Here is a 23,105-nt window from a genome sequence, read left to right on the forward strand (position 1 = left end):
GCTGTCTACCCGGCTTCGGTCCAGGACTGGCACCAGCCGCCGGACGCCACGCTGTGCTGGGGAAACAGCTGGCAGCCCTGGGTGTCAGCGGTATAAAACATGCAGTTGGCGCAGGTTTCGCCCGACTCGTAGGCCGGGTGGTCGCTGGCGTCGCTGGCCTTTTCCACGTAGTTGAGTGCCCGGGCGTTGCTGCTGGACGGATCCAGCCGGGGCAGGGACTGCGCCTGCGCCGCGCGCGACAGAACGCCGGCGCCCAGCGGCAGGGCGGCAAGGCCCAGCGCGCTTTGGCGCATGAAACGACGGCGGTTTTGATCGGCCATGGTGTCTCCTTGACGATGTCGGTGGGCAGATAGCGGCCGCGATAGGTACTTATGACGACTTCTTATGCTAGCGGAACCGCGCCTCAGGTGCGAGCGCCCGGCAGCGGCTGCGCGGCTTGGCGCTGTGCTGATATACTCGCAGCAATCGCCATTGACCATTCGACACAGCGTTGCACCGAAGGCGTGCGCAAGGGGAGGTTATGCAAAACGCAGTAATCCTGATCAACACCGAGAAAGGCCAGGTCAAGCCCGTCGCCGAGCGGCTGGCGGAAGTGGACGGCATCAGCGAGGTGTACTCCACCTGCGGCCGCTACGACCTGGTCGCCATTGCCCGCACCCGGGATTTCGAGAGCCTGGCCGAGCTGGTCACCGAGCGGCTGAACGCCGTGGAAGGCATCAGCGATACGGAAACGCTCAACGCCATGCAGGTGCATTCCCGCCACGATCTGGAAAGCATGTTCTCTCTGGGCTGGTAGCCGGCTCACATGCCCTGACAGGAGCCCGATGTGGCCAAGCCGTTACGCTTTCGACGACACGGGCGTCGCCTGGGGGTTACGCTGCTTTTCGTGGTGGCGATCACCGGGCTCTGGCAGTATCAGGAGCGCCAGTACCGCGACGACTACACCTGGATGGGCGTGCCCACCTGGGACGAGCTGACGCTAACCAGCGTCCACCGCGTGCTGCGTAACGACGGCTATCTGGTGGGCTGGTCCGACGTGCGCGCCGGCGCGCTCTGGGTGAGCTACCAGGTGGAGGCCGTGGACGACAGCGGCATCGGTTCGCGCCCGGATTTTCAGGCGGATTGGCGCACGCTGTGGCCGATCACCCCGGCGAGCTATTTGGGCAGCGGCTACGACCGCGGCCACTTGGCCCCCAACTACGCCATTGCCGCGGTGCACGGCCGCGACGCCCAGGTCAATACCTTCCTGATGAGCAACATGCTGCCCCAGACGCCAAAGCTCAACCGCCAGCTTTGGCAGCGCCTGGAAGAGGCGGTCATGGATCACTTTGCGCCGCGATTCGAGCGTCTTCAGGTGGTGACCGGGCCAGTCTACCCGCCCGATTTCATGGATAACCTGCTCAACCGCGTGGGGCTGGTGGAAGTACCGGCGGCTTTTTACAAGATTATCGTCGCGCCGAACGCCGGCGACCCCAGGGCGCTTGCCTTTATCATGCCCCAGGACGTACGGGGCGACGAGCCGCTGGATGATTACCTGGTCAGCATTGACGAGGTGGAAGGGAGAACCGGGCTGGATTTTTTCCCCGACTTGCCGCAGGCCACGGAAAAGCGCCTGGAAGGGCAGAAACAAACGGACGGCTGGGCGCTGGACACGGTGGCACGCAAGCCCGGACGTTATCAGTAGGGCAGCAAAATCAGTAAGGCAGCAAAAAACGGCAGCATTGCAGGCAGGCATAAGTCGCCCGGGGCGGCCAGTGCGTAAGCGTAAGCTCGCGGGAGCGAATATGAAAAGGGGAATAACAGAGAAGGCAGGAGGAGCATGATGCGTGGGCAGCCATCGTGGCGATGGTGCCCGGGAGAGGACTTGAACCTCCACATCCGTGAGGATACCAGCACCTGAAGCTGGCGCGTCTACCCATTCCGCCACCCGGGCGCATCGTTGCCTTGAAGTACTTGCTTTTGGGGTCGTATTCGCGTGGTGCCCAGGAGAGGACTTGAACCTCCACATCCGCGAGGATACCAGCACCTGAAGCTGGCGCGTCTACCCATTCCGCCACCTGGGCGAATACAACCTTGTGCACCAATGCATGATCGGCAGCGTAAATCATGCTGTCCGTCGATGAATTGGTGCCCGGGAGAGGACTTGAACCTCCACGTCCATACGGACACTAGCACCTGAAGCTAGCGCGTCTACCAATTCCGCCACCCGGGCAAGTGGCGCGTATGATACCGCCGTAATAACAAAACGCAAGCTTTTTTCATCGGGGAACAGATCATCGGGGGCGGAGTGGCCTGCCGCTCTGCCCCTTCGGGGCGCCGGCAAGGCAGTCAGCCAGGCGTCGGTGGAAAAGCGAGAGCATTTGGCGGTTGGGTGATAGCGCGGGCAGCGCTATACTGCCCGCATGATGAAAAGAACACGGTCCATAAAAATATCCGAAAGAACGCTTTCTTTCGCCAGCGCCCCGGGCGCTGACTATCGTTGCACGCCGCGCTCTGCGCCTGCCAGGCTTCACTGCCTTCCATGCACGCCCTCAAGGATGCTTACCGCATGAAAGAATGGACGTTAAGCGATGACGCGCACGCCAAGCGTGAAGCGCACAAGTACTCCAATCCGGCGCCCAGCCGCGAATACCTGCTGGCCGCCCTCGAGGCCTACGGCAAGCCCATCACCCACGACACCATGAGCCGCGTGCTCGGCCTGGATGATGAGGAGCTTCAGGAGGCCGTGCGCCGCCGGCTGGCGGCTATGGAGCGCGACGGCCAGGTGCTGCGCAACCGCGGCGGCGCCTACGCGCTGATCGACAAGCTTGACCTGATCAAGGGCAAGATCATCGGGCACCGCGAAGGCTTCGGCTTTCTCCTGCGCGACGACGGCAAGAAGCCCGACCTGGTGCTCCAGCCCCGGCAGATGCGCCGGGTTTTCCACGGCGATTACGTGCTGGTAAGGGTCAGCGGCCGCGACCGTCGCGGGCGCGATGAGGCCACCATCGTCGAGGTGCTGGCGCGCAATACCCAGACCATGGTGGGCATCTATCGGCGCAACACCCCCGAGTTCGGCGTGATGATTCCGGAAAACCCGCGCATCACCCAGGAAGTCATTGTGCCGCACAGCGTCTGCGCCGGCGCTCAGGACGGTCAGGTGGTGTCGGTCAACATCACCCAGCAGCCCGAGACCCGGGTGCAGCCGGTGGGCGAGGTGGCCGAGGTGCTGGGCGAGCGCATGGACCCGGGCATGGAAATCGACATAGCCATCCGCAGCTACGAGATCCCCGCCGAGTTTCCGCCCGAGGTGCTCGACCAGATTGCCACGATCCCCGCCGAGGTCGAAGAAGACGACAAGCGTCACCGCATCGACCTGCGCGACGTGCCGCTGGTCACCATCGACGACGAGACGGCCAAGGATTTCGACGACGCCATCTGCGCCTGGCAGACCGATACCGGCGAGTGGAAGCTGCTGGTCGCCATTGCCGACGTCTCGCACTACGTGCGCCCGGGAACGCCGCTGGACGACGAGGGCCGCCGGCGCGGCAACTCGGTGTACTTCCCCGGCCAGGTAGTGCCCATGCTGCCGGAGCTCTTGTCCAACGGGCTGTGTTCGCTGAACCCGAAGGTCGACCGGCTGGTGCTGGTCTGCGAGCTGAATATCTCCGCTGCCGGGGAGGTCGGGGACTATCGCTTTTACGAAGCGGTGATGAACTCCCACGCCCGGCTGACCTACAACAAGGTAGCGGCGATCCTCGACAAGGACAGCGAAGAGGGCGCGGCCCTGCGCGAGGAATACGCTGCCCTGGTCAAGCCCCTGGAGCAGCTGCACGGGCTGTATCGCGCACTGCGCCAGGCCCGGGAGGCCCGCGGCGCCATCGAGTTCGATACTACCGAAACCGCGATCGTGTTCAACGACGAGCGCAAGATCGAAAAGATCGTGCCGCGCAGCCGCAACGATGCCCACAAGATGATCGAGGAGTGCATGCTGGCGGCCAACGTCGCTACCGCGCGCTTCCTCAGCATTCACGACCTGCCGGGGCTTTACCGCATCCACGAGAAGCCCTCGGCTGAGCGGCTGGAGAAGCTGCGCCTGTTTCTCAACGAGCTGGGGCTGACCCTGCCCAACGGCGACGACCCGACGCCCCAGGACTTTCAGGCGCTGCGGGAAAGCATCGCCGACCGGCCCGATGCCGACGTCATCCAGACGGTGATGCTGCGCTCGATGAACCAGGCCGTCTACTCGCCCCAGAACGAAGGCCACTTCGGTCTGGCTTACGACGCCTACGCCCACTTTACGTCGCCAATCCGCCGCTACCCGGACCTGCTGGTGCACCGCGCCATCCGCTCGGTCATCCGCGGGCCGCGCAAGACCGGAACCGTGCTGCGCGCCGAGGGCGCACCGGTAGAGCCGCCGAGCCAGTGGTGCCCCTACACCTTCGAGCAGATGCTCGAATTCGGCGAGCACTGCTCGATGACCGAGCGCCGCGCCGACGACGCCACCCGGGACGTGGAAAGCTGGCTCAAGTGCGAGTTCATGTCCGACAAGCTGGGCGAGACCTTCGACGGCAGCGTGGCCGCGGTGACTCAGTTCGGCCTTTTCGTCCGCCTGGACGCGTTCTTTGTCGAGGGCCTTTTGCATATCAGCTCGCTGCCCTCGGACTATTATCATTACGAAGCCGAGAAGCACCGCCTCAAGGGCGAGCGCACCGGCACCACCTACCGGCTCGGCGACAGCGTCACCGTGCAGGTGGCGCGGGTCGACATGGACGACCGCAAGATCGACTTCAGCCTCGCCGACGAACGCCCGCCGAAGCCCCAGCGTCCTTCGCGCCGCCGCCGTAGCGGTTCGGGCGCCAAGGAAGACTCGGCGTGAGCGCGAAGTCACCTGCTTCGCGGCGGGGGCCGCGGCCCCCGGAAGGGCTGGATCACGTCTTCGGCGTACACGCGCTCGAAAGCCTGCTGGAGCGGGGCGAGGCGCCCCGGGAGCTGTGGGTGCAGCAGGGTGCGAGCAAGCGCCTGCAGGCGATGATCCGCCGGGCTAAGGACGCCGGGGCGACGGTGAAGGAGCACCCCCGGGAGGCGCTCGATCAGCTCACTCGGGGGGGCACCCACCAGGGCGTGGTGGCGTTCTGCCCGCCGCTGGTAGCGGAAAGCGAAGCCTCGTTGATGCTCAAGCTCAAGGCCTGGCCCGCGGCTGAGCCGCCGCTACTGCTGGTGCTTGATGGCGTGACCGACGTGCACAACTTTGGCGCCTGCCTGCGAAGCGCCGATGCCGCCGGCGCCCACGGCGTGATCGTTGCCAAGGACAAGGCCGCGCCGCTGAACGCCACGGTGCGCAAGGTCGCCTGCGGCGCGGCAGAAAGCGTGCCGGTCTACCAGGTAACCAACCTGGCGCGTACGCTTGGCGCCTTGCGAGACGCCGGCGTATGGATAACCGGCACCGCCGGCGAGGCCCGGGAGAGCGTCTACGAGATCGACTTCAGCGGCCCCGTGGCGCTGGTCATGGGCGCCGAGGGCAAAGGCATGCGCCGGCTCACCCGAGAGGCCTGCGACTATCTGGCCAAGCTGCCCATGGCGGGGCAGGTGGAAAGCCTCAACGTTTCCGTGGCCACCGGTATCTGTCTGTTCGAGGCGCTGCGCCAGCGCCGGCTTGCAAGTCAAGCCCCGCTTCCCTAGAATGCCTGCGCCCGCTTTTTACCGGCGGGCATTTTTATCAGTTCTGCTTGATGCCCGGCGGCGCACCGCGCGTACCCGGCGCATTGTAGTATGACTCCTTGCTTCCTTGAGGCGCCGCGCCCAATGGAAGCTGCCAAACCGCAAGGAGATTCCATGCGTCATTATGAAATCGTGTTCATGGTCCACCCGGACCAGAGCGAGCAGGTGCCGGCCATGGTCGAGCGCTACACCAGCATTGTCACCGAAAACGGCGGCACCCTGCATCGCCTGGAAGATTGGGGCCGTCGCCACATGGCGTACCCGATCAACAAGATCCACAAGGCCCACTACGTGCTGATGAACGTCGAGTGCGAAGGCGAGACGCTTGAAGAGCTGGAAAACATCTTCCGCTTCAACGACGCCATCATCCGCAGCCTGGTTATGCGCTGCAAGGAAGCGATCACCGAGGCGTCACCGATGATGAAGCCGGTGGAAGAGAAGCGCCAGCGCCGTGACGACAAGCCTCGCGACGACAAGCCGCGTGATGAGAAGCCGCGCGACGACAAGCCGCAGAGCGAGTCCGCGTAACATCGCCACGGTCGCCCGCTGCGGCCAACGCTTTACTACTGCACGTATCAAGGAGCTATTTCATGGCACGTTTTTTCCGTCGCCGCAAGTTTTGCCGCTTTACCGCTGAAGGCGTCAAGCAGATCGACTACAAGGATCTGGACACGCTGAAGGCCTACGTCACCGAGACCGGCAAGATCGTACCCAGCCGTATTACCGGCACCAAGGCGCGCTACCAGCGCCAGCTGGCCGGCGCCGTCAAGCGGGCGCGCTACCTGGCCCTGCTGCCCTATACCGATAGCCACCAGTAAGCCGCCCACGCCATGCTGGCTTTTGCCCGTTGGCTGATGCAGCGGCCGAGCTACGCCGTGGGTGCGGCAGTGCTGGCCTCGCTGGTGCCCTGGCTTTTCTGGCTGGGGGCGGCGATTGCCGCTCTGGTGACCCTTCGCAAGGGGTTTGCCGCCGCGCTGCCGGTGATTCTGGCCGCGGCTATCCCGGCGGGATGGTGGTGGACCCAGGGCGACGTGGTGCCGCTTTCCAGCGTGCTGCTGGCAACGCTGATGAGTGTGATTCTGCGCGAGCGCATGCGCTGGGGCGAAGCACTGATTGTCGGCACTTTGGCCTGCGCCGCCATGATTCAGCTGGGCATTTTCAGCCCGCCTGGCGGCAGCGACGCCATGCTGGAGCAGCTGCGCCAGAACTCTAGCGAGTTCGATCGCCTGGTCACCGAGCTTGGCAATACGGGGTACGACACCTCGCTGCTGGCCGATCTGGTCATCAACGGGGTGACCGGCCTGGTGGTGATACTGCTGGCGATTGCCTGTTTAGCGCTTGCGCGCAGCTGGCAGGCGGGGCTTTATAACCCCGGCGGCTTTCGCCAGGAGTTTCACGCCTTGCGCCTGACGCCCCGGGAGCTTGCCCTGCTGGTAGGGCTCGGCGCCATCAGCATGCTGTTCGATATAGCGGGATTTGCGCTGATTGGCTGGGTGCCGCTGCTGATTGCCGGCGTGGCGCTGGTACACGGAATTATTGGATTAAAGGAGATGAACGGGCTGTGGCTCGGCGCATTTTACCTGCTGCTGATTACCACCTGGCCCATGATTCTCATTGTGCTGCTGTCAGGGCTGATTGATTCGTTCGCCAACGTTCGCGCACGCCTTGCCCGCAGCAACTGACAGTAGCAACTGACAAGAGGTTTACGAGATGGAAGTCATTCTGCTCGACAATATTGGCAAGCTGGGCGGCCTGGGTGATCAGGTCACCGTCAAGCCCGGTTACGGACGTAACTACCTGGTACCCTACGGCCACGCCGTACCGGCCACCAAAGACAACATCGCCGCGTTTGAAGCCCAGCGCGCCGAGCTTGAAGCCCAGGCGGCCGAGCGCCGCGCCGAGGCGGAAGCGCGCGCCGAGCAGCTCAACGACATTGAGCTGTCGCTGGTCTCCAAGGCCGGTGATGAAGGCAAGCTGTTCGGTTCAATCGGGCCGCGCGACCTGGCCGATGCGATCTCCTCCGCGGGTATCGACGTATCCCGGAGCGAAGTGCGCATGCCGGAAGGGCCGCTGCGCCAGACCGGCGAATACGACATCACGCTGCACCTGCACGCTGAAGTCGACGCCGTGGTGCGCATCGTGGTGGTGGGTGAATAACCCCTGACCGCATAAGCGACGCTGCGCCCCTGGGGGCGCAATAGCGGCGCTTGGCTTGACGCTATGCAAGGGCGCGGGGAGACTCCCCGCGCCCTTTGTGTTCCCGGCTCCCGGCCGGATGCCGTATCCTTTCGTTGACCGTACTGCCAAGGAGCTTGCCATGCCGGACGCCACCCATGAGGCGCTGCCCGTGGATCAGGAAACCGCGGCGCTGAAGCTGCCGCCCCATTCCCTGGAGGCCGAACAGTCGGTGCTCGGCGGGCTGATGCTCGACAATCCGGCCTGGGACCATATCTCGGACCACCTGGCGGCCGATGACTTCTACCGCTACGAACACCGCCTGATCTTCAACGTCATGGCGCATCTGGCCGAAGCCGGCCAGCCCCTGGACGTGGTCACGCTCTCCGAGGCCCTGGAAGCCCGGGACCAGCTGAGTGCTGTCGGCGGGCTCGGGTTTCTTGCCGAGCTGGCGCGCAATACGCCGTCGGCCAGCAACATCCGTGCCTATGCCGAGATCGTGCGCGAGCGGGCCACCCTGCGCAAGCTGATCCGCGCCGCCAACCAGATTGCCGACGGTGCCTTCGCCTCCCAGGGGCGCCCGGCGGATGAGCTGCTCAACGAAGCCGAGCGGCTGGTGTTCCAGATCGCCGAGGAACGCCCCAAGACCGGCGGCCCCATCGGTATGAGCGACCTTCTGACCAAGGCAGTGGATCGCATCGACGAGCTCTTTAATCTCAAGGGAGAGATGACCGGGCTACCCTCGGGCTTTCGCGACTTCGACGAAATGACCACCGGGCTGCAGCCGTCGGATCTGGTGATCATTGCCGGAAGGCCGTCGATGGGCAAATGCATCATGGCCGGGTCACGCCTGGTGGATCCGGATAGCGGAGCGCTGGTCACCATTGATGAGCTGGTCGAGCGCAAGCAGGCAGGGCTGCTAACCCTGAGCGACAATTTTACGTTGACGCCGTCCTGTGCATCGGCCTTTGTCGACGATGGCCAAAAGCCGGTATTCAAGGTACGCACGGCGCTGGGGCGTGAAATTGCCACGACGCTGACGCACCCGTTTCTGACCGCTGGAGGCTGGAAGCCCTTAGGGGACATGGCGGTAGGGGACAGGGTTGCCGTGCCGCGGTCTCTGCCGGTATTTGGTCAGGAAAGCATGCCCGAGCATGAGGTCATTCAGCTGGCAAATCAGGTCGAAAAAGAAGGCGGATTGCAGAGTCGTCTGCCGCCTGCAGTATTCCGCTTGCCGAGGCACCAGCTTGCGCTGTTTTTAAATTGCCTGTTTGCCGGTAATGGAAGCGCCTATTTGCAGACGAGCGACCAGCCTTTACCGAGCTATGCTTCCTCCAGCCGTGATCAGCTCCGTGAAGTACAGCATTTGTTGCTGCGTTTTGGCATTTTAGCCAAGGTGCGGAAAAAGGTCGTGCAAGATACAGCTTCGAACTGTACAGCTTTGGAGCTGCAGATTCTGGAGGGTGAGGACGCAGAAATCTTTACCACTGAGATCAATATGCCGAGCGAGCAAGCACGCTTGGTGGCTGCGCAACATTCAGATGTGTACTGGGACAGGATTGTCGAGATCGAGCCGCTGGGCTATCAGCAGGTTTATGACCTCACCGTGGACGGCACGCACAACTTCATTGCCGAGGATATCTGCGTACATAACACCACGCTTGCCATGAACATGGTCGAGCACGCGGTCATTTCCAGCGACAAGCCGGTGATGGTGTTTTCCATGGAGATGCCCGCGGAGTCGCTGATGTTGCGCATGCTGTCATCGCTTGGGCGGATCGACCAGACCCGGGTGCGCACCGGGCAGCTGGAAGACGAGGACTGGCCGCGGCTGACCTCGGCGGTCAACATCCTCAAGGACAAGCAGCTTTTCATCGACGATACCGCGGCGCTGTCGCCCAACGAGATGCGCTCGCGGATTCGCCGCGTGGTGCGTGAGCACGGCAACATGGCGCTGATCATGATCGACTACCTGCAGCTGATGCAGATTCCAGGCTTTTCCGAAAACCGCACCGGGGAGATATCGGAGATTTCGCGCTCGCTGAAGGGGCTGGCCAAGGAGTTTGGCTGCCCCGTAGTGGCGCTCTCCCAGCTCAACCGCTCGCTGGAGCAGCGGCCCAACAAGCGCCCGGTGATGTCGGATCTGCGCGAATCCGGCGCCATCGAGCAGGATGCCGACGTCATCGCCTTTGTTTATCGCGACGAGGTCTACAATCCGGATAATCCCGACAACCAGGGGCTTGCCGAACTGATTGTCGGCAAGCAGCGTAACGGCCCGATCGGCACCGTTCACATGGCGTTCATCGGCAAGTACACGCGCTTTGAGGATCTGGCGCCGGACAGCTACGGCGAAGCCTTCGGCTCGTAAGTGCCCCGCCTGGGCGCTTGAGACTCGTGGGCGAGCACGTATAATGCCCGGCCCGTTGAAGACGGCGCCGGTATCCAACCCACACATCATGAAGAGGATGCACCATGGCAGGTGGTTTTCGCCGCGGTAAACGCACGCCCAAACTGGAGGCTCGCGGAGAGCTTCAGGCCGTAAAACGCGAAGGGCCGTTCCAGGAATGGCTGGGCATGCCCGATCTGTATCGCTATGCGCTGACGGTAGACGGCGAGGAATACAGCTACCAGACCGAAGACGCCGAGCTTCCCGTTGCCATTGGCGATCGGGTGGTATTTCGCTACAAGGAAACCAAAGCCGGCAACTGGGTGGATCGCAACTCGCTGGGCAAGGCCATCGATCCGTCCGAATATCAGTAGGCCCCGGTGCCGGCGTTCGCCGCCGGGGAACTTAACGGCACTTTTGCCGTCATAACAGTAATCTACCGGCGTAATGGCCCGTCAGCCGGGCGGTACATCTCGTACCGTCCGGCCGTGCCGTTACCCGGCTGTCGCATTTATGCTGACAAGCGTGTAATCCACAGGAGGGAGCTTATGGAACTGAAAGAGCTCAGGCAGTTTGCCAGCCAGCACGACAATTTTGATATCCGCGTAATCACCCATACGGGCAGCCAGCTTTACCAGGTCGAACTCGAGGACGTGGAAGGGCGTCACCACCTGCTGATGCAGGGCAATAAGCCAATGCTGTTTCGTGCCCTCGACGAGGTCTATACCGAACTCAGGCGCGCCGGCATTTACCGTGCCTGCCTGATCCAGTACATTCCCCACGACGAGCTGGTCGGCCACGATGCCTTCCATCACGAGCCTGCAGCGGCCCGTCTCCCTCTGATTTTTTAGCCGCGGCAAGGTGGCAATCCAGCGGCGGGCGTTTGGCCAGCGCCGTTTGCATAACGGCTATTTTGCCAATAGTTATACAGCGGCTCTTTTTAGCACAAGTTTTTGTCGCCGCCAGCGGTAAAAGTGCTACCATCCGGGAGTGTCGAAATGCCGGATTTCAGGAGAGACGCCATGAGTACCACGATAGCCAAGGATCAGCCGGGTGAGGGCCGCCTTGAGCATACCCAGACTGATCACCCTCCCATTGCCCGAGCGAAAGTCGGCGTGGTACTGGTTAACCTTGGCACGCCGGACAATACCGACTACTGGTCCATGCGGCGCTACCTCGGCGAATTCCTCTCCGACCAGCGCGTGGTGGACTACGCCCGCTGGAAGTGGCAGCCGATCCTGCAGCTGATCGTCCTCACCCGCCGCCCGTTTCTGTCGGGCCAGGCCTATAAAAGCATCTGGAATACAGAGAAAGACGAAAGTCCGCTACTGACCATAACCCGGGCGCAAACGGAAAAGTTCGCCGCGCAAATGCAGGCGCTTTACGGCGATGAGGTAGTCGTGGACTTCTGTATGCGCTACGGCAACCCCTCAACGGAAAGCGTGCTGACGCGGCTGGTGGAAAACGGCTGCGAGCGCATCGTGTTCTTCCCGCTGTATCCGCAATACGGCTCGCCGACCACGGCCACGGCCAACGACCAGGCCTTTCGGGCGCTGATGAAAATGAAATGGCAGCCGTCCATCCGCACCGTGCCCGCTTATTTCGAGCATCCAGGGTATTTGCGCGCGCTGGCCAATTCCGTCACCGATGTCTATGAGCCATTGAGCGAGCGGCCCAGCAAGCTGGTGGCCAGCTACCACGGCGTACCCGAGCGCTTTTTGCTCGACGGCGACCCCTACCACTGCCAGTGCCAGAAAACCACCCGTCTGCTGCGCGAGCAGCTGGGCTGGGAGAAGGGCGATATCGACACGGCCTTCCAGTCCAAGTTTGGCCCGGAAAAATGGCTGGGGCCGGCAACGGTGGATCACGTCGCCGAGCTTGCCAAGCAGGGCCATAAGCACATCGCGGTGATTTCGCCGGCGTTTACCGCCGACTGCGTGGAAACCCTGGAAGAGATCGAGGACGAAATCCGCGAAAGCTTCATGGCCGCCGGCGGCGAAACCTTCACCTATATCCCCTGCCTGAACGACCGCGACGATCACATCGAGGCGCTGGTGGACATCGCCAACAACGAGCTTGGCGGCTGGGTGCTGCCCGTGTCGAACACCGCCTGATTGGCGGTGAGGCACCGAGGGCTGCCCGGTATGCAGTAAAGGCTGGCGTTGGCTGGCGTTGTAAGGGATCATCGCTTCTTTGCCTGCCACGCTTGAGGAGCGCCATGTTGTCTTTTACCCAGAGATTGTCTATCGCTCAGCCGTTTGCCGTCCGGCGAGGGCTCCTCCGGGCGTCGCTGCTGGGGCTTATGCTCACCGCGGGCGCTGTCCAGGCCGAAGGCGGGCTGATGAGCGAGGTCGACGGCCGCACGGCCAAGGACGCGGCAGCGGGCGAGCAGCAGCGCGCCGGCTTTGAGCAGTGGCTTGCCGGGTTTCGCCGCCACGCCGCCGCCCAGGGGGTTAGCGAGCAGACGCTGACCCGGGCGCTCGACGGCGTGCGCTATCGGGCCAAGATCATCGAGCATGACCGCCATCAGCCGGAGTTCGTCCGGCCGATCTGGCAGTATCTGGATACCGCCGTTTCCAGCGCCCGAGTAACGACCGGGCGCGAAAAGCTCGCCGCCCACGGCGACACCGCCCGGGAAATGGAGCGCCGCTACGGCGTGCCCGCCGAGATAATCGTGGCGATCTGGGGCATCGAGAGCAACTACGGCAGCCACTTCGGCAGCTATTCCACCCTGGATGCCTTTGCCACCCTGGCCTTCGACGGGCGCCGGCGCGACTTTGCCCGCCAGGAGCTGCTCGCCGCGCTCAAGATCGTCGACGCCGGCGATATCTCTGCCGACGACATGGTGGGCTCCTGGGCCGGCGCCATGGGGCATACCCAGTTCATTCCCTCGAGCTTCATGGCCTACGCCGTGGACGGCGACGGCGACGGCCGGCGCGATATCTGGGACAGCATCCCCGACGTCATGGCCTCGACGGCCAACTACCTCAAGCGAGCCAGCTGGCAGCCGGGCAAGCCCTGGGGCGCCGAGGTCCGTCTGCCGGACGACTTCGACTACGCGCAGACCGGGCGGCGGAGCACCGCTGAGTGGCGCCGCCAGGGCGTGCGCGCGATAAACGACACGCTGCCCGAATTCTCAAGCGCCGAGGTGATCGTACCCGCCGGCGCCCAGGGGCCGGCGTTTCTCACCGGCCCCAACTTTCGCAGCATCCTGCGCTACAACAACGCCACCAGCTACGCGCTGGCCGTGGCCAAGCTAGGCGACGCCATTGCCGAACGCGAAGGCATCGTTCAGAGCTGGCCCCGGGAGCAGGCGCCGCTCACCCGGGACGACGTCTTCCGGCTGCAGCAGCTGCTCAATCGGCTGGGGCACGACGTGGGCGGTGCCGACGGCATCATGGGCCCCAATACCCGTAAGGGCCTGCGCGCGTTTCAGCGCGACCAGGGGCTGACGGCGGACGGCTTTGCCACCCAGGCGCTGCTTGCGCGGCTGGAAAACGCCTGAGCCTGCTGACCCATACCGCAATCACGAAATACCCCGGGGTGCCCGGCGTCTCGGCCTTTGAATACCCATGCCAATCGGCTAACGGAGAATAGCGTATGACACCATCAGTAAAGCGAGTGGCTGCCGGCCTTGCCGCCGGGTGGCTGCTGAGCGCGGGCGCAGCCCTTGCCGACGATTCGACCCAGGTGTTCGGCTGGGTGGAAAAAGCCGAGCTCAAGCCCTGGGACATCAAGGTCAAGGCCAAGCTCGACAGCGGCGCGCTGACGTCGTCCATTGACGCCCGGGACATTGAAACCTTTACCAAGGACGACGAGGACTGGGTGCGTTTTCGCTTTGAGATGGAAGACGAAGACAGCGGTGAGACCGCGAGCGAAGAGGTCGAGCGCCCGCTTTACCGCTCCCTGACCGTGCGCGGCGCCGGCGGCCGGGACGAGCGCCCGGTGGTGCTGCTCAATCTGTGCGTGGGCGATACCGTCTATGAAGAGCAGTTCAGCCTGCGCGACCGCGGCGAAATGTTCTACCCGGTGCTGCTCGGGCGTCGCACCATCGGCCATCTGGGGCATCTGGACGTGAGCAAGACGTTTATCCAGGATCCCGCATGCGGTGAGGATGCCGAGTTCGTCGAGCACGAGCCCGAAGAAGACAGGGACGACGACTAGCCCCGGCGCAGGCAGGCTTAGAACAGCCGCGCCAGCAGGGCAGTGACGGCGGTTTCCACGCGCAGAATGCGCGGTCCCAGGTGCATGCCCTCGCAGCCGGCGGCGAGCAGCCGCTCGATTTCCCAGTCGATAAAACCGCCCTCGGGCCCGACCACCAGCGCGACCGGCTCGGTTAGCCCCCGGGGACAGGGCCGGGCCATGCCCGGATGCGCGACCAGCCCGCGACGGTGCGTCAGCAGTTCGGGCAGCACGTCTTCGGCAAAGGGCCGAAAGCCGCGCTGCCGCGTCACCGCCGGCATCACCGTATCCCGGGCCTGCTCGAGCCCCAGCACCAGGTGCTGGCGGATCTTGTCGGGGTCAAGCTCCGGCGACTGCCAGTAGCTTTTCTCCACGCGCCGGGTGTGCAGCAGGGTGATCTCTTTCACTCCGAGCGCCGTCACGTGCTCAAGGGTGCGCGCCAGCATGCGCGGGCGCGGCAGGGCCAGCACCAGGTGCACGGGCAGCGCCGGCGGCGGGGCTTCCTCCAGCGGCGCCAGGGCAAAGGTGGCCCGGTCAGCGTCAAGCGCGGTGAGCTCGGCCGTACCCATGGCGCCGCCGGCAACGCCCACGGTCAAGCGCTGGCCGGGTGCTGCCCGGTGCACCTCGCGCAGGTGGCGCAGGCGGCGCGGATCGCGGATCGTGGCGCCGCCGTCGGCGGTAATATCGTCGGGGCTGAGTAAAATCAGGTTCATGGCGTGTCTGGCTGGTGGCGTGTGAAGCACGGCGGCACTTCGGGTGGCCGAGGCCCGCCGGTAAAAACGCCGGCGCGACCTGCCCGGCCGTGCTCCGGGCTGTGGCATAATACGCCCGAGTAGCGCGCGTGGCGAACGCGGTAACGGCTGAACGAAGCTCAAAAGGGATAGCATGGAAGTATTACTCATAGGCGGCGGTGGCCGCGAACACGCGCTGGCGTGGAAGATGGCCCAGTCGCCAATGGTCGAGCAGGTGCTGGTGGCGCCGGGTAACGCCGGCACCGCCGGCGAGCCCAAGCTTGTCAACGTCGACGTGGCCGCCACCGACATTGACGCCCTGGTGGCGCTGGCCGAAAAAAGGCAGGTCGGGCTGACCGTGGTCGGGCCCGAAGCGCCGCTGGTAGAGGGCGTGGTCGACCGCTTTCAGGCCGCCGGCCTGACGATTTTTGGCCCCACCCGGGCGGCGGCTCAACTGGAAGGCTCCAAGGCGTTCTCCAAGGATTTTCTCGCCCGCCACGCCATCCCTTCCGCGGCCTATCAGACCTTTACCGACGTCGCCCCGGCGCTTGACTACGTGAGCAAGGTCGGCGCGCCCATCGTCATCAAGGCCGACGGCCTGGCGGCGGGCAAGGGCGTGGTGGTCGCGGCGACCGAAAGCGAAGCCGAGGCGGCCATTCGCGACATGCTGGAAGCCAACGCCTTCGGCGCTGCCGGCGCCCAGGTGGTAGTCGAGGAGTTTCTCGAGGGCGAAGAGGCCAGCTATATCGTTTTGGTCGACGGCGATAGCGTCGTGCCCATGGCTACCAGCCAGGATCACAAGCGCGCCTATGACGGCGACACCGGCCCCAACACCGGCGGCATGGGCGCCTATTCGCCGGCGCCGGTGGTAACCCCGGAGGTGGACGCGCGCATCATGAGCCAAGTCATCGAGCCCACGGTGCGCGGCATGGCGGAAGAAGGCACGCCCTATAGCGGCTTTCTTTATGCCGGGCTGATGATCGACGCCGCGGGCAATCCGAAAGTCATCGAATACAACTGCCGCTTCGGCGACCCCGAAACCCAGCCGATCATGCTGCGACTGACCTCGGACTTCGCCGAGCTGTGCCTGGCCGGGGCCAACGGCGAGCTTGCCGGGCACCGGTGTTGCTGGGACAGCCGAGCGGCGGTGGGCGTGGTCATGGCCGCCGGCGGCTACCCGGGCAGCTATGAAAAGGGCCATGCCATCAGCGGTATCGACGCTGCCGAGCAAAGCGGCTGCAAGGTATTTCAGGCCGGTACCGCAAGTGCTGCCGACGGCAGTACGGTCACCGCCGGCGGGCGCGTTCTCTGCGTGACCGCCCTGGGCGACAGCGTGCTCGAAGCCCGGGAGGCCGTCTACCGGGGCGTGGACTGCGTGCGCTGGGAGGGCGCGGAATATCGCCGCGACATTGCCCACCGCGCCCTCGCGCGGGAAGCCACTCGGGCCCAGGCGCGGGGTAGCTGATGTCACGCGAATTTCCCATCATCGCCGTCACCGGCTCCTCCGGGGCCGGCACTACCACGGTGCGGCGCAGCTTCGAGCGCATGTTTCAGCGGGAAGACGTCCACGCCGCCATGGTCGACGGCGACGCCTTTCACCGCTATACCCGCGACGACCTGCACCGCATGTACTGCGCCGAACCCGAGCGCTACGAAAAGCTGTCCCACTTTTCGCCGGGCGCCAACCTTCTGGACCGCCTTGAAGCGCTGTTCATGGAGTACGGCGAGCACGGCAGCGGCGAATATCGCCACTATATTCATGCCGAAGACAAACAGAAAATCGAGGCGGGCTACCGGGTTGGCACCTTCACCGAGTGGCGGCCGCTGCCCAGCAGCACTGACCTACTATTTTACGAAGGGCTGCACGGCGGGCTGGTCACCGAGGACTACGATATTGCCCGGCACGTGGATCTGCTGATCGGCGTGGCCCCGGCGATGAATCTTGAGTGGATTCAAAAAATCGATCGCGATACCCGGATGCGCGGCTATTCCCAGGAAGCGGTGATCGACACCATCCTTGGGCGCATGGGCGACTACGTGCGCTGCATCCAGCCGCAGTTTTCCCGCACGCACATCAACCTGCATCGCGTGCCCGTGGTGGACACCTCGAATCCCTTTGAGGTGCAGGATATTCCTACCGACGGCGAGTCGTTCATCGTCATCCGTTTTCGCGACCATTCCCGGGTGGATTTTCCCTGGCTGCTGGCCATGATCAACGACTCTTTCATGACCCGGCCGCATACCCTGGTGGTCCCCGGAGCGCGGCTGGCGCTAGCCATGGAGCTGATTCTGGGGCCGCTTTTGCGCCAGCTGCTGGCCGAGCGACGCTTTTACTAGCCGCGGCCGATGGCAACTGCCGGGCAAAAACGCTACCGTAAGCGCAGCCGTGCGCGGCTCGCCCGCGCCACTGTTGAATGCAAGGAGGGGTATTGATGGAATGTTTGTTCTGCAAGATGGTCGAGCGCGAAGTCCCCGCCGACATCGTTTATGAAGATGAGCACGTGCTGGCGTTCAACGATATCAATCCTCAGGCGCCGACCCACGTGCTGATCATCCCCAAAAAGCACATCGCCACGCTCAACGACATGAACGAGAGCGATCTGGAAACCGTCGGTCGTTTGCAGTACGTCGCGGCGAAGCTAGCCAAGCAAAACGGCTTTGCCGAAGACGGCTACCGGGTGGTAATGAACTGCAACAAGGCCGGCGGCCAGACGGTCTACCACATCCACATGCACCTGCTCGGCGGCCGCGAATTCACCTGGCCGGCGGGGTAGGCGATACCGTGGAAAGGCGCCATTCTCGCTAACGAGTCATCGCGAGCGAAGCGTGGCGATCTGGCACTTGCGGTGGCACTTTTCCCACTACCGTCATCGCGAGGAGCGTAGCGACGTGGCGATCTCGTATGTGCGGTGGCGTTATAAGCAAAACCCGAGATGGCCACGCTTCGCTCGCCATGACACGACAGCCTTGTGCACGCCTCCCACTACTGTCATCGCGAGGAGCGTAGCGACGTGGCGATCTCGTATGTGCGGTGGCGTTATAAGCGAAACCCGAGATGGCCACGCTTCGCTCGCCATGACACGACAGCCTTGTGCACGCCTCCCACTACCGTCATCGCGAGGAGCGTAGCGACGTGGCGATCTCGTATGTGCGGTGGCGTTATAAGCGAAACCCGAGATGGCCACGCTTCGCTCGCCATGACACAGGGGAGTGCCAGCAATGGCAGAATCAAGATACAAAAAAGGCGCCGAATGGCGCCTTTTTTGATAGTGCCTATCGCCTTTACGCGTCAATGCGCTTGTATTTCATGCGCTTGGGCGTGTCGTTGCCCACGCGCTTTTTGTGATCTTCTTCGTATTCGGTGTAGTTGCCGTCGAAGAATTCCACGTGGGAGTCGCCTTCAAAGGCGAGGATATGCGTGGCGATGCGGTCGAGGAACCAGCGGTCGTGGGAGATCACCATGGCGCAGCCGGGGAAGGCCAAAAGGGCCTCTTCCAGGGCGCGCAGGGTCTCGATGTCCAGGTCGTTTGACGGCTCATCCAGCAGCAGCACGTTGGCGCCCTGCTTGAGCGTCTGAGCCAGCTGCAGCCGGCCGCGTTCACCGCCGGAAAGCTCGTCGAGGCGCTTTTGCTGGTCGTTGCCCTTGAAGTTGAAGCGGCCGACGTAGGCCCGGGACGGTACTTCGTAGCCGTTGATGTTGAGGATGTCCTGGCCGTCGGACACCGCTTCCCATACCGTCTGCTTGTTTTCCATGTCGTCGCGCAGCTGCTCGACGTAGGCGGTGTCCACGGTCTCGCCGAGCACGACTTCGCCGGCGTCGGGCTGCTCCTTGCCGGTGATCAGCTTGAACATGGTTGACTTGCCCGCGCCGTTGCCGCCAACAATGCCGACAATGGCGCCGGGGGGGATGGAAAAGCTCAGGTCGTCGTAGAGCAGTTTGTCGTCGAAGCTCTTGGCGACGTTGTGGAACTCGATGACCTTGTCGCCCAGGCGCGGGCCGGGCGGAATGTAGATCTCGTTGGTCTCGTTGCGCTTCTGGAACTCGCCGGACTGCATTTCCTCGAAGCGGTTCAGGCGCGCCTTGCTCTTGGCCTGGCGGCCCTTGGCGTTGGAGCGCACCCACTCAAGCTCTTTCTTGATGGCTTTCTGGCGCGAGGCTTCCTGCTTGGATTCCTGGGCCAGGCGAGCTTCCTTCTGCTCAAGCCACTGGGAGTAGTTGCCCTCGAAGGGAATGCCTTCGCCGCGGTCGAGCTCGAGAATCCAGCCGGCGACGTTGTCGAGGAAGTAGCGGTCGTGGGTGATGGCGACCACGGTGCCGCTGTAGTCGTGGAGAAAGCGCTCGAGCCAGGCCACGGACTCGGCGTCCAGGTGGTTGGTGGGCTCGTCGAGCAGCAGCATGTCGGGGCTGGAGAGCAGCAGGCGACAGAGTGCCACCCGGCGGCGCTCGCCGCCGGAGAGGTTGCCGACGATATCTTCCCAGGGCGGCAGGCGCAGCGCCTCGGCGGCGACTTCGAGCTTGCGCTCGATGTTGTGCGCGTCGGCGGCTTCGATGACGTTTTCCAGCCGCGCCTGCTCGGAGGCCAGCGCGTCGAAGTCGGCATCGGGCTCGGCGTAGGCCATGTACACGGCGTCGAGCTCTTCCTGGGCCTTTTGGATCGCGCCCAGGGCTTCCTCGACCGTCTCGCGGACGTTCTTGTCGTCGTCGAGCTCGGGCTCCTGGGGGAGATAGCCGATGTTCAGGCCCGGCATCGGGCGGGCTTCCCCTTCAAACTCCGTGTCGACACCGGCCATGATGCGCAGCAGCGTAGACTTGCCCGCGCCGTTCAGGCCCAGCACGCCGATTTTGGCGCCGGGGAAAAACGACAGCGAGATGTCCTTGAGGATTTGCTTTTTGGGCGGCACGATTTTGCCGACCCGATTCATGGTATAGACGTATTGCGCCATGTGTATCCGATATTAATTGGGTAAACGAAAGCGGTAGCCGTCGCCGCGCAGCCCGCCGAGGCGGGCGCGCCGGGCGGTTCAGGGCCACGCGGAGAAAGCCAGGTTGGGCCACGATGATAGTGCCGAGCGCGGGGAAAGGCCAGCGCTGCCGGCGGCTACCGGGTGACGTTGGCCCGTTTCAGCGCGTCCAGCTCCTGCTGGACCTTGACGCGGTCGGTGACGTCCTTTTGCACGCCGATGTAATACATCAGGTTGTCGGCCTCGTCGAACACCGGAGTAATCGACAGCTCGTTGTAGAATAGGGTGCCGTCCTTGCGGTAATTACGCAGTACTTCCCGGGAAGGCTGGCCCTGCTTCAGTGCTCGGCGAATGGTGCCAAGCGCCTCCTGGTCGCGGTCGTCGCCCTGGAGAAAGCGGCAGTCGCGATAGAGGATGTCATCGGCGCTATAGCCGGTCAGGCGTTCAAACCCCTTGTTGACGTAAATCAGGATGTGTTCATCGCCTTCCTGCTCGGCAACTACGATGCCGTCTTCCGAGGCGTCGACAATGCGTTCAAGCAGCGCCGGGCTGATCAAGGGAGATCGTGTCATAGTGATGTCCTGTTGTTGCTTCAGTCCTTAATGTTTCACCGGCGGGGCTCGTCGCCCGCCGGGCGCTGCCGGCTATTCGACTTCGGGAAGCGTGCGGGCGCTGAAAAAGGCGCCCAGGGCGGCGGCGGCAAACACCGCAAGCAGTGCAGCGCTGCCAAGCCACTGGGCAAGGGCGCCGAGCAAGCTGCCAAACAGCAACATTAATATACCCGTCAGCGTATTGGAAAGCGCCACGTAAAGGGCCCGATTTTCCTGATTGGCCATATCTACCACGTAGGTTTTGCGCCCCAGGCGCACGCCGTGGTGAATCACCACCAGCAGCCCGTAGACCACGGCGTAGGGCAGCACCTGATGCGTCCACTCGCCGGGCAGCCACACAAGGCCCGCGCCCATCAGGCAGCAGGCAACGGTGCCGAGCGCCGCTTCGCACATCACCCGCCGGCTCGAGACGTCGGCGCGCTTGCCCCACACCGGGCTTGCCACCATGGCCGCGACCCCGGAAATCACCACCAGCAGCCCCAGCCCGCCAAGCTCAGCGCCGCTTTGCCGCTGGCCCAACAGGGCAATATACGGCAGCGCCAGCGCGCTCGACAGCAGCAGCGTGCGCGACAGGTTGAAGTGCAGAAAGGCGCGGTCGTCCCGGAGCAGCGAAAGCCCCAGCTTGAGGCTGTCCCAGGCGTTTTCGCCGCCTTCCACCGCGCCGGGCTGCTCGACAATACGCGCCGCGAACAGCGCGTTCAGCGCCCAGCCAAGCGCCGCCACGCCGAGCAGAGCGGCCAGCGCAAGCTCCCCCGGGCGGTCGTCGAACAGCATCAGCACCCCGCCGGCGGCAAGCGTTACCGCGCCGGCCACGCTGCCGCTGTAGCCCATCAGCGTCCCCCGGCGTTTCTTGGCGATGGTCTTGCCCATGACGTCCTTGGTGGCAATAGAAGAAAGCCCCCGGGCAAGCGAAAGCACCACCAGCGCGGCAAGCACCAGCGCGCCGCCCAGGCCGCCGCGGCCCCAAAGAGCCAGCAGCGCCAATGCCAGCGCCGCGGTCGCCTGCAGCGCGCCGCCGGCTACCCACACCCACTTGCGCCGGGGTTTCAGGCGGATAAAGCCGGCGACGAACAGCTGGGGCAGCAGAGCGCCGGACTCGCGGATAGGGACCAACAGCCCCACCATCCATACCGGGGCGCCGATGAGGCCCATGAGCCAGGGCAGCACCAGCCGGGCGCTGGAGAGCTCGTCGGCCAGCTTGTTGCCCAGGGACGCCCAGAGATGGCGGGCAAAGTTGGCCGGCTGGTCATCGCAGGCGGCCTCGGGAATGTCGTCACACATGCGGCTGTCTTCGTCGCCGGTCAGCCATTCGTAAAGGCGTGACTGGGAGATGTCCTGCTCGGCCATGAAGGGCTCCTTGGCTGTTATGCTGCGGGCAATCCGTGGCGGGCAGTGTATCAAGCCCCGTTCGTCTGGCCAGTCCACGGTATAATGTCACGTTTTCTGCCTCTGCTTTATGAAAGGATCCCGGCGCATGAATCAAGACCGTCAGGCAATGCTTTACGGCCTGGGCGCGGTGGCGCTCTGGTCCACCGTGGCCACCGCGTTCAAGGTGGCGCTTGGCTACATGTCGCCGCTGGCGCTGATCTGGTACGCCGCGCTGGTGTCCTGGGCGCTGATGGGCGCGCTGGTAGCCAAGCGCGGCCAGCTTGGCCGGGCGCTGGGAAGCGGCTGGCGCACAGCGCTGTGGGCCGGGCTGATGAACCCGGTGGCCTACTATCTGGTGCTGTTTGCCGCCTACGATCGCCTGCCGGGCCAGGAAGCCATGGCGCTGAACTATACCTGGGCGCTGGCCATGGCGTTTCTGGCGGTGCCGCTGCTGGGCCAGCGGCTCACCCGCACGGACGTGGCCGCCGGGCTGATTGCCTACGCCGGGGTCTGGGTCATTGCCACCCGGGGGGCGGTGATCGACGTGGCCTTCGCTGACCCGCTAGGCGTCATTTTCGCCCTGGCGTCGACGCTGCTGTGGGCGCTTTACTGGCTGCTCAACACCCGGGATGCGCGCGAGCCGCTGGTCGGCCAGTGGCAAAACTTCAGCGTCGGCCTGCCGGTGCTCACCGCGCTGATGCTGGCCGGGCCGGGGTTTCAGTGGCACGGCTGGCGGGCGGTTTCTGCCGGGGTCTACGTGGGCCTGTTCGAAATGGGCGTGGCGTTCATCCTCTGGCAGCTGGCCATGCACAAGGTGTCGCGCACGGCGAAGGTGTCCAACCTGATTTTCCTCTCGCCGCCGGTGTCGCTGCTGCTGCTTTACGTTGTCGTCGGCGAGCCGATCCGGGCATCGACCCTGGTGGGGCTGGCGCTGATTCTCGGCGGCCTGGCGCTTCAGCAGCGCCAGAAAGCCTGATTTGGCTCAATCTC

General features: G+C 64.1%; 22 protein-coding genes, 3 tRNA genes and 1 pseudogene. 18 read left to right on the forward strand and 8 right to left on the reverse strand.

All coding sequences use genetic code 11. The annotated features are described in order from the left end of the window. Positions 1–5: 5 nt before the first annotated feature. Positions 6–320 carry a high-potential iron-sulfur protein gene (locus ACZ46Y_RS04940; RefSeq protein WP_311954990.1) on the reverse strand — a complete coding sequence of 105 codons (315 nt, stop codon included), beginning with the start codon at positions 318–320 and terminating at the stop codon, positions 6–8. Positions 321–520: 200 nt separating this feature from the next. Here ACZ46Y_RS04940 and ACZ46Y_RS04945 point away from each other — a divergent pair, with 200 nt between their 5' ends. Next, positions 521–796, forward strand: a complete 276-nt coding sequence (locus tag ACZ46Y_RS04945; RefSeq protein WP_311954991.1) for an Lrp/AsnC family transcriptional regulator — start codon at positions 521–523, stop codon at positions 794–796. A gap of 30 nt (positions 797–826) precedes the next feature. Continuing rightward, the gene (locus ACZ46Y_RS04950) at positions 827–1,684 is read left to right on the forward strand and encodes a DNA/RNA non-specific endonuclease (RefSeq protein ID WP_311954992.1); all 858 of its coding nucleotides are present in this window, start codon (positions 827–829) and stop codon (positions 1,682–1,684) included. Between the two features lie 162 nt (positions 1,685–1,846). Here the strand turns inward: ACZ46Y_RS04950 and ACZ46Y_RS04955 are convergent. The 3 genes from ACZ46Y_RS04955 to ACZ46Y_RS04965 form a co-directional block, all read right to left on the reverse strand. Next, positions 1,847–1,933 (reverse strand) — tRNA-Leu (locus ACZ46Y_RS04955). Positions 1,934–1,976: 43 nt separating this feature from the next. Beyond that, positions 1,977–2,063 (reverse strand) — tRNA-Leu (locus ACZ46Y_RS04960). Between the two features lie 62 nt (positions 2,064–2,125). Further along, a tRNA-Leu gene (locus ACZ46Y_RS04965) sits at positions 2,126–2,212 on the reverse strand. Positions 2,213–2,548: 336 nt separating this feature from the next. On the opposite strand from ACZ46Y_RS04965, the pseudogene rnr reads away from it, so the two are divergent. The 12 genes and pseudogenes from rnr to rloA3 all read left to right on the forward strand — a co-directional run. Continuing rightward, a pseudogene (rnr, locus tag ACZ46Y_RS04970) lies at positions 2,549–4,893 on the forward strand (ribonuclease R); the annotation flags it as partial. A 12-nt stretch (positions 4,894–4,905) separates the two neighbouring features. Continuing rightward, on the forward strand, positions 4,906–5,661 hold the full coding sequence (rlmB, locus tag ACZ46Y_RS04975; protein WP_376717581.1) for a 23S rRNA (guanosine(2251)-2'-O)-methyltransferase RlmB: 756 nt from the start codon (positions 4,906–4,908) through the stop codon (positions 5,659–5,661). 153 nt (positions 5,662–5,814) lie between these two features. Then, on the forward strand, positions 5,815–6,228 hold the full coding sequence (gene rpsF, locus ACZ46Y_RS04980) for a 30S ribosomal protein S6 (protein ID WP_311954995.1): 414 nt from the start codon (positions 5,815–5,817) through the stop codon (positions 6,226–6,228). Positions 6,229–6,290: 62 nt separating this feature from the next. Beyond that, a complete protein-coding gene (rpsR, locus tag ACZ46Y_RS04985; protein ID WP_311954996.1) occupies positions 6,291–6,518 on the forward strand; it encodes a 30S ribosomal protein S18 in 228 nt (75 codons plus the stop codon). Positions 6,519–6,530: 12 nt separating this feature from the next. Continuing rightward, a complete protein-coding gene (locus tag ACZ46Y_RS04990) occupies positions 6,531–7,382 on the forward strand; it encodes a hypothetical protein (protein ID WP_311954998.1) in 852 nt (283 codons plus the stop codon). Between the two features lie 28 nt (positions 7,383–7,410). Beyond that, the gene (rplI, locus tag ACZ46Y_RS04995) at positions 7,411–7,857 is read left to right on the forward strand and encodes a 50S ribosomal protein L9 (protein ID WP_311955000.1); all 447 of its coding nucleotides are present in this window, start codon (positions 7,411–7,413) and stop codon (positions 7,855–7,857) included. 160 nt (positions 7,858–8,017) lie between these two features. Then, positions 8,018–10,243, forward strand: a complete 2,226-nt coding sequence (gene dnaB, locus ACZ46Y_RS05000; RefSeq protein ID WP_311955002.1) for a replicative DNA helicase — start codon at positions 8,018–8,020, stop codon at positions 10,241–10,243. Between the two features lie 104 nt (positions 10,244–10,347). Then, positions 10,348–10,635 carry a hypothetical protein gene (locus ACZ46Y_RS05005; protein WP_311955003.1) on the forward strand — a complete coding sequence of 96 codons (288 nt, stop codon included), beginning with the start codon at positions 10,348–10,350 and terminating at the stop codon, positions 10,633–10,635. A 174-nt stretch (positions 10,636–10,809) separates the two neighbouring features. Then, positions 10,810–11,112, forward strand: a complete 303-nt coding sequence (locus ACZ46Y_RS05010; RefSeq protein WP_311955004.1) for a DUF6482 family protein — start codon at positions 10,810–10,812, stop codon at positions 11,110–11,112. A gap of 171 nt (positions 11,113–11,283) precedes the next feature. Beyond that, positions 11,284–12,375, forward strand: a complete 1,092-nt coding sequence (hemH, locus tag ACZ46Y_RS05015; protein WP_311955005.1) for a ferrochelatase — start codon at positions 11,284–11,286, stop codon at positions 12,373–12,375. Between the two features lie 188 nt (positions 12,376–12,563). Continuing rightward, positions 12,564–13,766 carry a lytic murein transglycosylase gene (locus ACZ46Y_RS05020; RefSeq protein WP_376717582.1) on the forward strand — a complete coding sequence of 401 codons (1,203 nt, stop codon included), beginning with the start codon at positions 12,564–12,566 and terminating at the stop codon, positions 13,764–13,766. A gap of 95 nt (positions 13,767–13,861) precedes the next feature. Further along, positions 13,862–14,425 carry a retropepsin-like aspartic peptidase RloA3 gene (gene rloA3 / locus ACZ46Y_RS05025; RefSeq protein WP_311955007.1) on the forward strand — a complete coding sequence of 188 codons (564 nt, stop codon included), beginning with the start codon at positions 13,862–13,864 and terminating at the stop codon, positions 14,423–14,425. A 17-nt stretch (positions 14,426–14,442) separates the two neighbouring features. Here rloA3 and ACZ46Y_RS05030 read toward each other — a convergent pair whose 3' ends face one another. Beyond that, complete coding sequence (locus tag ACZ46Y_RS05030) at positions 14,443–15,156, reverse strand: 16S rRNA (uracil(1498)-N(3))-methyltransferase (RefSeq protein WP_311955008.1); 714 nt, start codon at positions 15,154–15,156, stop codon at positions 14,443–14,445. A gap of 172 nt (positions 15,157–15,328) precedes the next feature. Between ACZ46Y_RS05030 and purD the strand changes: the two genes are divergently transcribed. From purD to ACZ46Y_RS05045, 3 genes are all read left to right on the forward strand, one after another. Continuing rightward, on the forward strand, positions 15,329–16,639 hold the full coding sequence (gene purD, locus ACZ46Y_RS05035; protein ID WP_311955009.1) for a phosphoribosylamine--glycine ligase: 1,311 nt from the start codon (positions 15,329–15,331) through the stop codon (positions 16,637–16,639). Continuing rightward, complete coding sequence (locus ACZ46Y_RS05040; RefSeq protein ID WP_311955010.1) at positions 16,639–17,511, forward strand: phosphoribulokinase; 873 nt, start codon at positions 16,639–16,641, stop codon at positions 17,509–17,511. Before purD ends, ACZ46Y_RS05040 begins: the two co-directional genes overlap by 1 nt. Positions 17,512–17,606: 95 nt before the next feature. Next, positions 17,607–17,948, forward strand: a complete 342-nt coding sequence (locus ACZ46Y_RS05045) for a histidine triad nucleotide-binding protein (protein WP_311955011.1) — start codon at positions 17,607–17,609, stop codon at positions 17,946–17,948. Positions 17,949–18,456: 508 nt separating this feature from the next. Here the strand turns inward: ACZ46Y_RS05045 and ettA are convergent. The 3 genes from ettA to ACZ46Y_RS05060 form a co-directional block, all read right to left on the reverse strand. Beyond that, entirely contained in the window at positions 18,457–20,118 is a 1,662-nt protein-coding gene (gene ettA, locus ACZ46Y_RS05050) for an energy-dependent translational throttle protein EttA (protein ID WP_311955012.1), read from the reverse strand. A 155-nt stretch (positions 20,119–20,273) separates the two neighbouring features. Continuing rightward, a complete protein-coding gene (locus ACZ46Y_RS05055; protein WP_311955013.1) occupies positions 20,274–20,708 on the reverse strand; it encodes a PAS domain S-box protein in 435 nt (144 codons plus the stop codon). A 72-nt stretch (positions 20,709–20,780) separates the two neighbouring features. Further along, positions 20,781–22,094 carry an MFS transporter gene (locus ACZ46Y_RS05060; protein WP_311955014.1) on the reverse strand — a complete coding sequence of 438 codons (1,314 nt, stop codon included), beginning with the start codon at positions 22,092–22,094 and terminating at the stop codon, positions 20,781–20,783. 127 nt (positions 22,095–22,221) lie between these two features. Here ACZ46Y_RS05060 and ACZ46Y_RS05065 point away from each other — a divergent pair, with 127 nt between their 5' ends. Further along, on the forward strand, positions 22,222–23,091 hold the full coding sequence (locus tag ACZ46Y_RS05065) for a DMT family transporter (RefSeq protein ID WP_311955015.1): 870 nt from the start codon (positions 22,222–22,224) through the stop codon (positions 23,089–23,091). Positions 23,092–23,105: the final 14 nt, after the last annotated feature.

This window comes from Halomonas garicola, assembly GCF_055382465.1.

Excerpts from the sequence above, each read along its gene's own strand:
- ACZ46Y_RS04940 (WP_311954990.1), bottom strand. The coding sequence starts at position 320 with ATGGCCGATCAAAACCGCCGTCGTTTCATGCGCCAAAGCGCGCTGGGC.
- hemH (WP_311955005.1), top strand. The coding sequence starts at position 11,284 with ATGAGTACCACGATAGCCAAGGATCAGCCGGGTGAGGGCCGCCTTGAG.
- rplI (WP_311955000.1), top strand. The coding sequence starts at position 7,411 with ATGGAAGTCATTCTGCTCGACAATATTGGCAAGCTGGGCGGCCTGGGT.
- ACZ46Y_RS05065 (WP_311955015.1), top strand. The coding sequence starts at position 22,222 with ATGAATCAAGACCGTCAGGCAATGCTTTACGGCCTGGGCGCGGTGGCG.
- ACZ46Y_RS05040 (WP_311955010.1), top strand. The coding sequence starts at position 16,639 with ATGTCACGCGAATTTCCCATCATCGCCGTCACCGGCTCCTCCGGGGCC.
- ACZ46Y_RS05010 (WP_311955004.1), top strand. The coding sequence starts at position 10,810 with ATGGAACTGAAAGAGCTCAGGCAGTTTGCCAGCCAGCACGACAATTTT.
- ACZ46Y_RS04990 (WP_311954998.1), top strand. The coding sequence starts at position 6,531 with ATGCTGGCTTTTGCCCGTTGGCTGATGCAGCGGCCGAGCTACGCCGTG.
- ACZ46Y_RS05005 (WP_311955003.1), top strand. The coding sequence starts at position 10,348 with ATGGCAGGTGGTTTTCGCCGCGGTAAACGCACGCCCAAACTGGAGGCT.
- ACZ46Y_RS05020 (WP_376717582.1), top strand. The coding sequence starts at position 12,564 with ATGCTCACCGCGGGCGCTGTCCAGGCCGAAGGCGGGCTGATGAGCGAG.
- ACZ46Y_RS04945 (WP_311954991.1), top strand. The coding sequence starts at position 521 with ATGCAAAACGCAGTAATCCTGATCAACACCGAGAAAGGCCAGGTCAAG.
- dnaB (WP_311955002.1), top strand. The coding sequence starts at position 8,018 with ATGCCGGACGCCACCCATGAGGCGCTGCCCGTGGATCAGGAAACCGCG.
- rloA3 (WP_311955007.1), top strand. The coding sequence starts at position 13,862 with ATGACACCATCAGTAAAGCGAGTGGCTGCCGGCCTTGCCGCCGGGTGG.
- rpsR (WP_311954996.1), top strand. The coding sequence starts at position 6,291 with ATGGCACGTTTTTTCCGTCGCCGCAAGTTTTGCCGCTTTACCGCTGAA.
- ACZ46Y_RS05045 (WP_311955011.1), top strand. The coding sequence starts at position 17,607 with ATGGAATGTTTGTTCTGCAAGATGGTCGAGCGCGAAGTCCCCGCCGAC.
- rpsF (WP_311954995.1), top strand. The coding sequence starts at position 5,815 with ATGCGTCATTATGAAATCGTGTTCATGGTCCACCCGGACCAGAGCGAG.
- ACZ46Y_RS05055 (WP_311955013.1), bottom strand. The coding sequence starts at position 20,708 with ATGACACGATCTCCCTTGATCAGCCCGGCGCTGCTTGAACGCATTGTC.
- purD (WP_311955009.1), top strand. The coding sequence starts at position 15,329 with ATGGAAGTATTACTCATAGGCGGCGGTGGCCGCGAACACGCGCTGGCG.
- ACZ46Y_RS05060 (WP_311955014.1), bottom strand. The coding sequence starts at position 22,094 with ATGGCCGAGCAGGACATCTCCCAGTCACGCCTTTACGAATGGCTGACC.
- ettA (WP_311955012.1), bottom strand. The coding sequence starts at position 20,118 with ATGGCGCAATACGTCTATACCATGAATCGGGTCGGCAAAATCGTGCCG.
- ACZ46Y_RS05030 (WP_311955008.1), bottom strand. The coding sequence starts at position 15,156 with ATGAACCTGATTTTACTCAGCCCCGACGATATTACCGCCGACGGCGGC.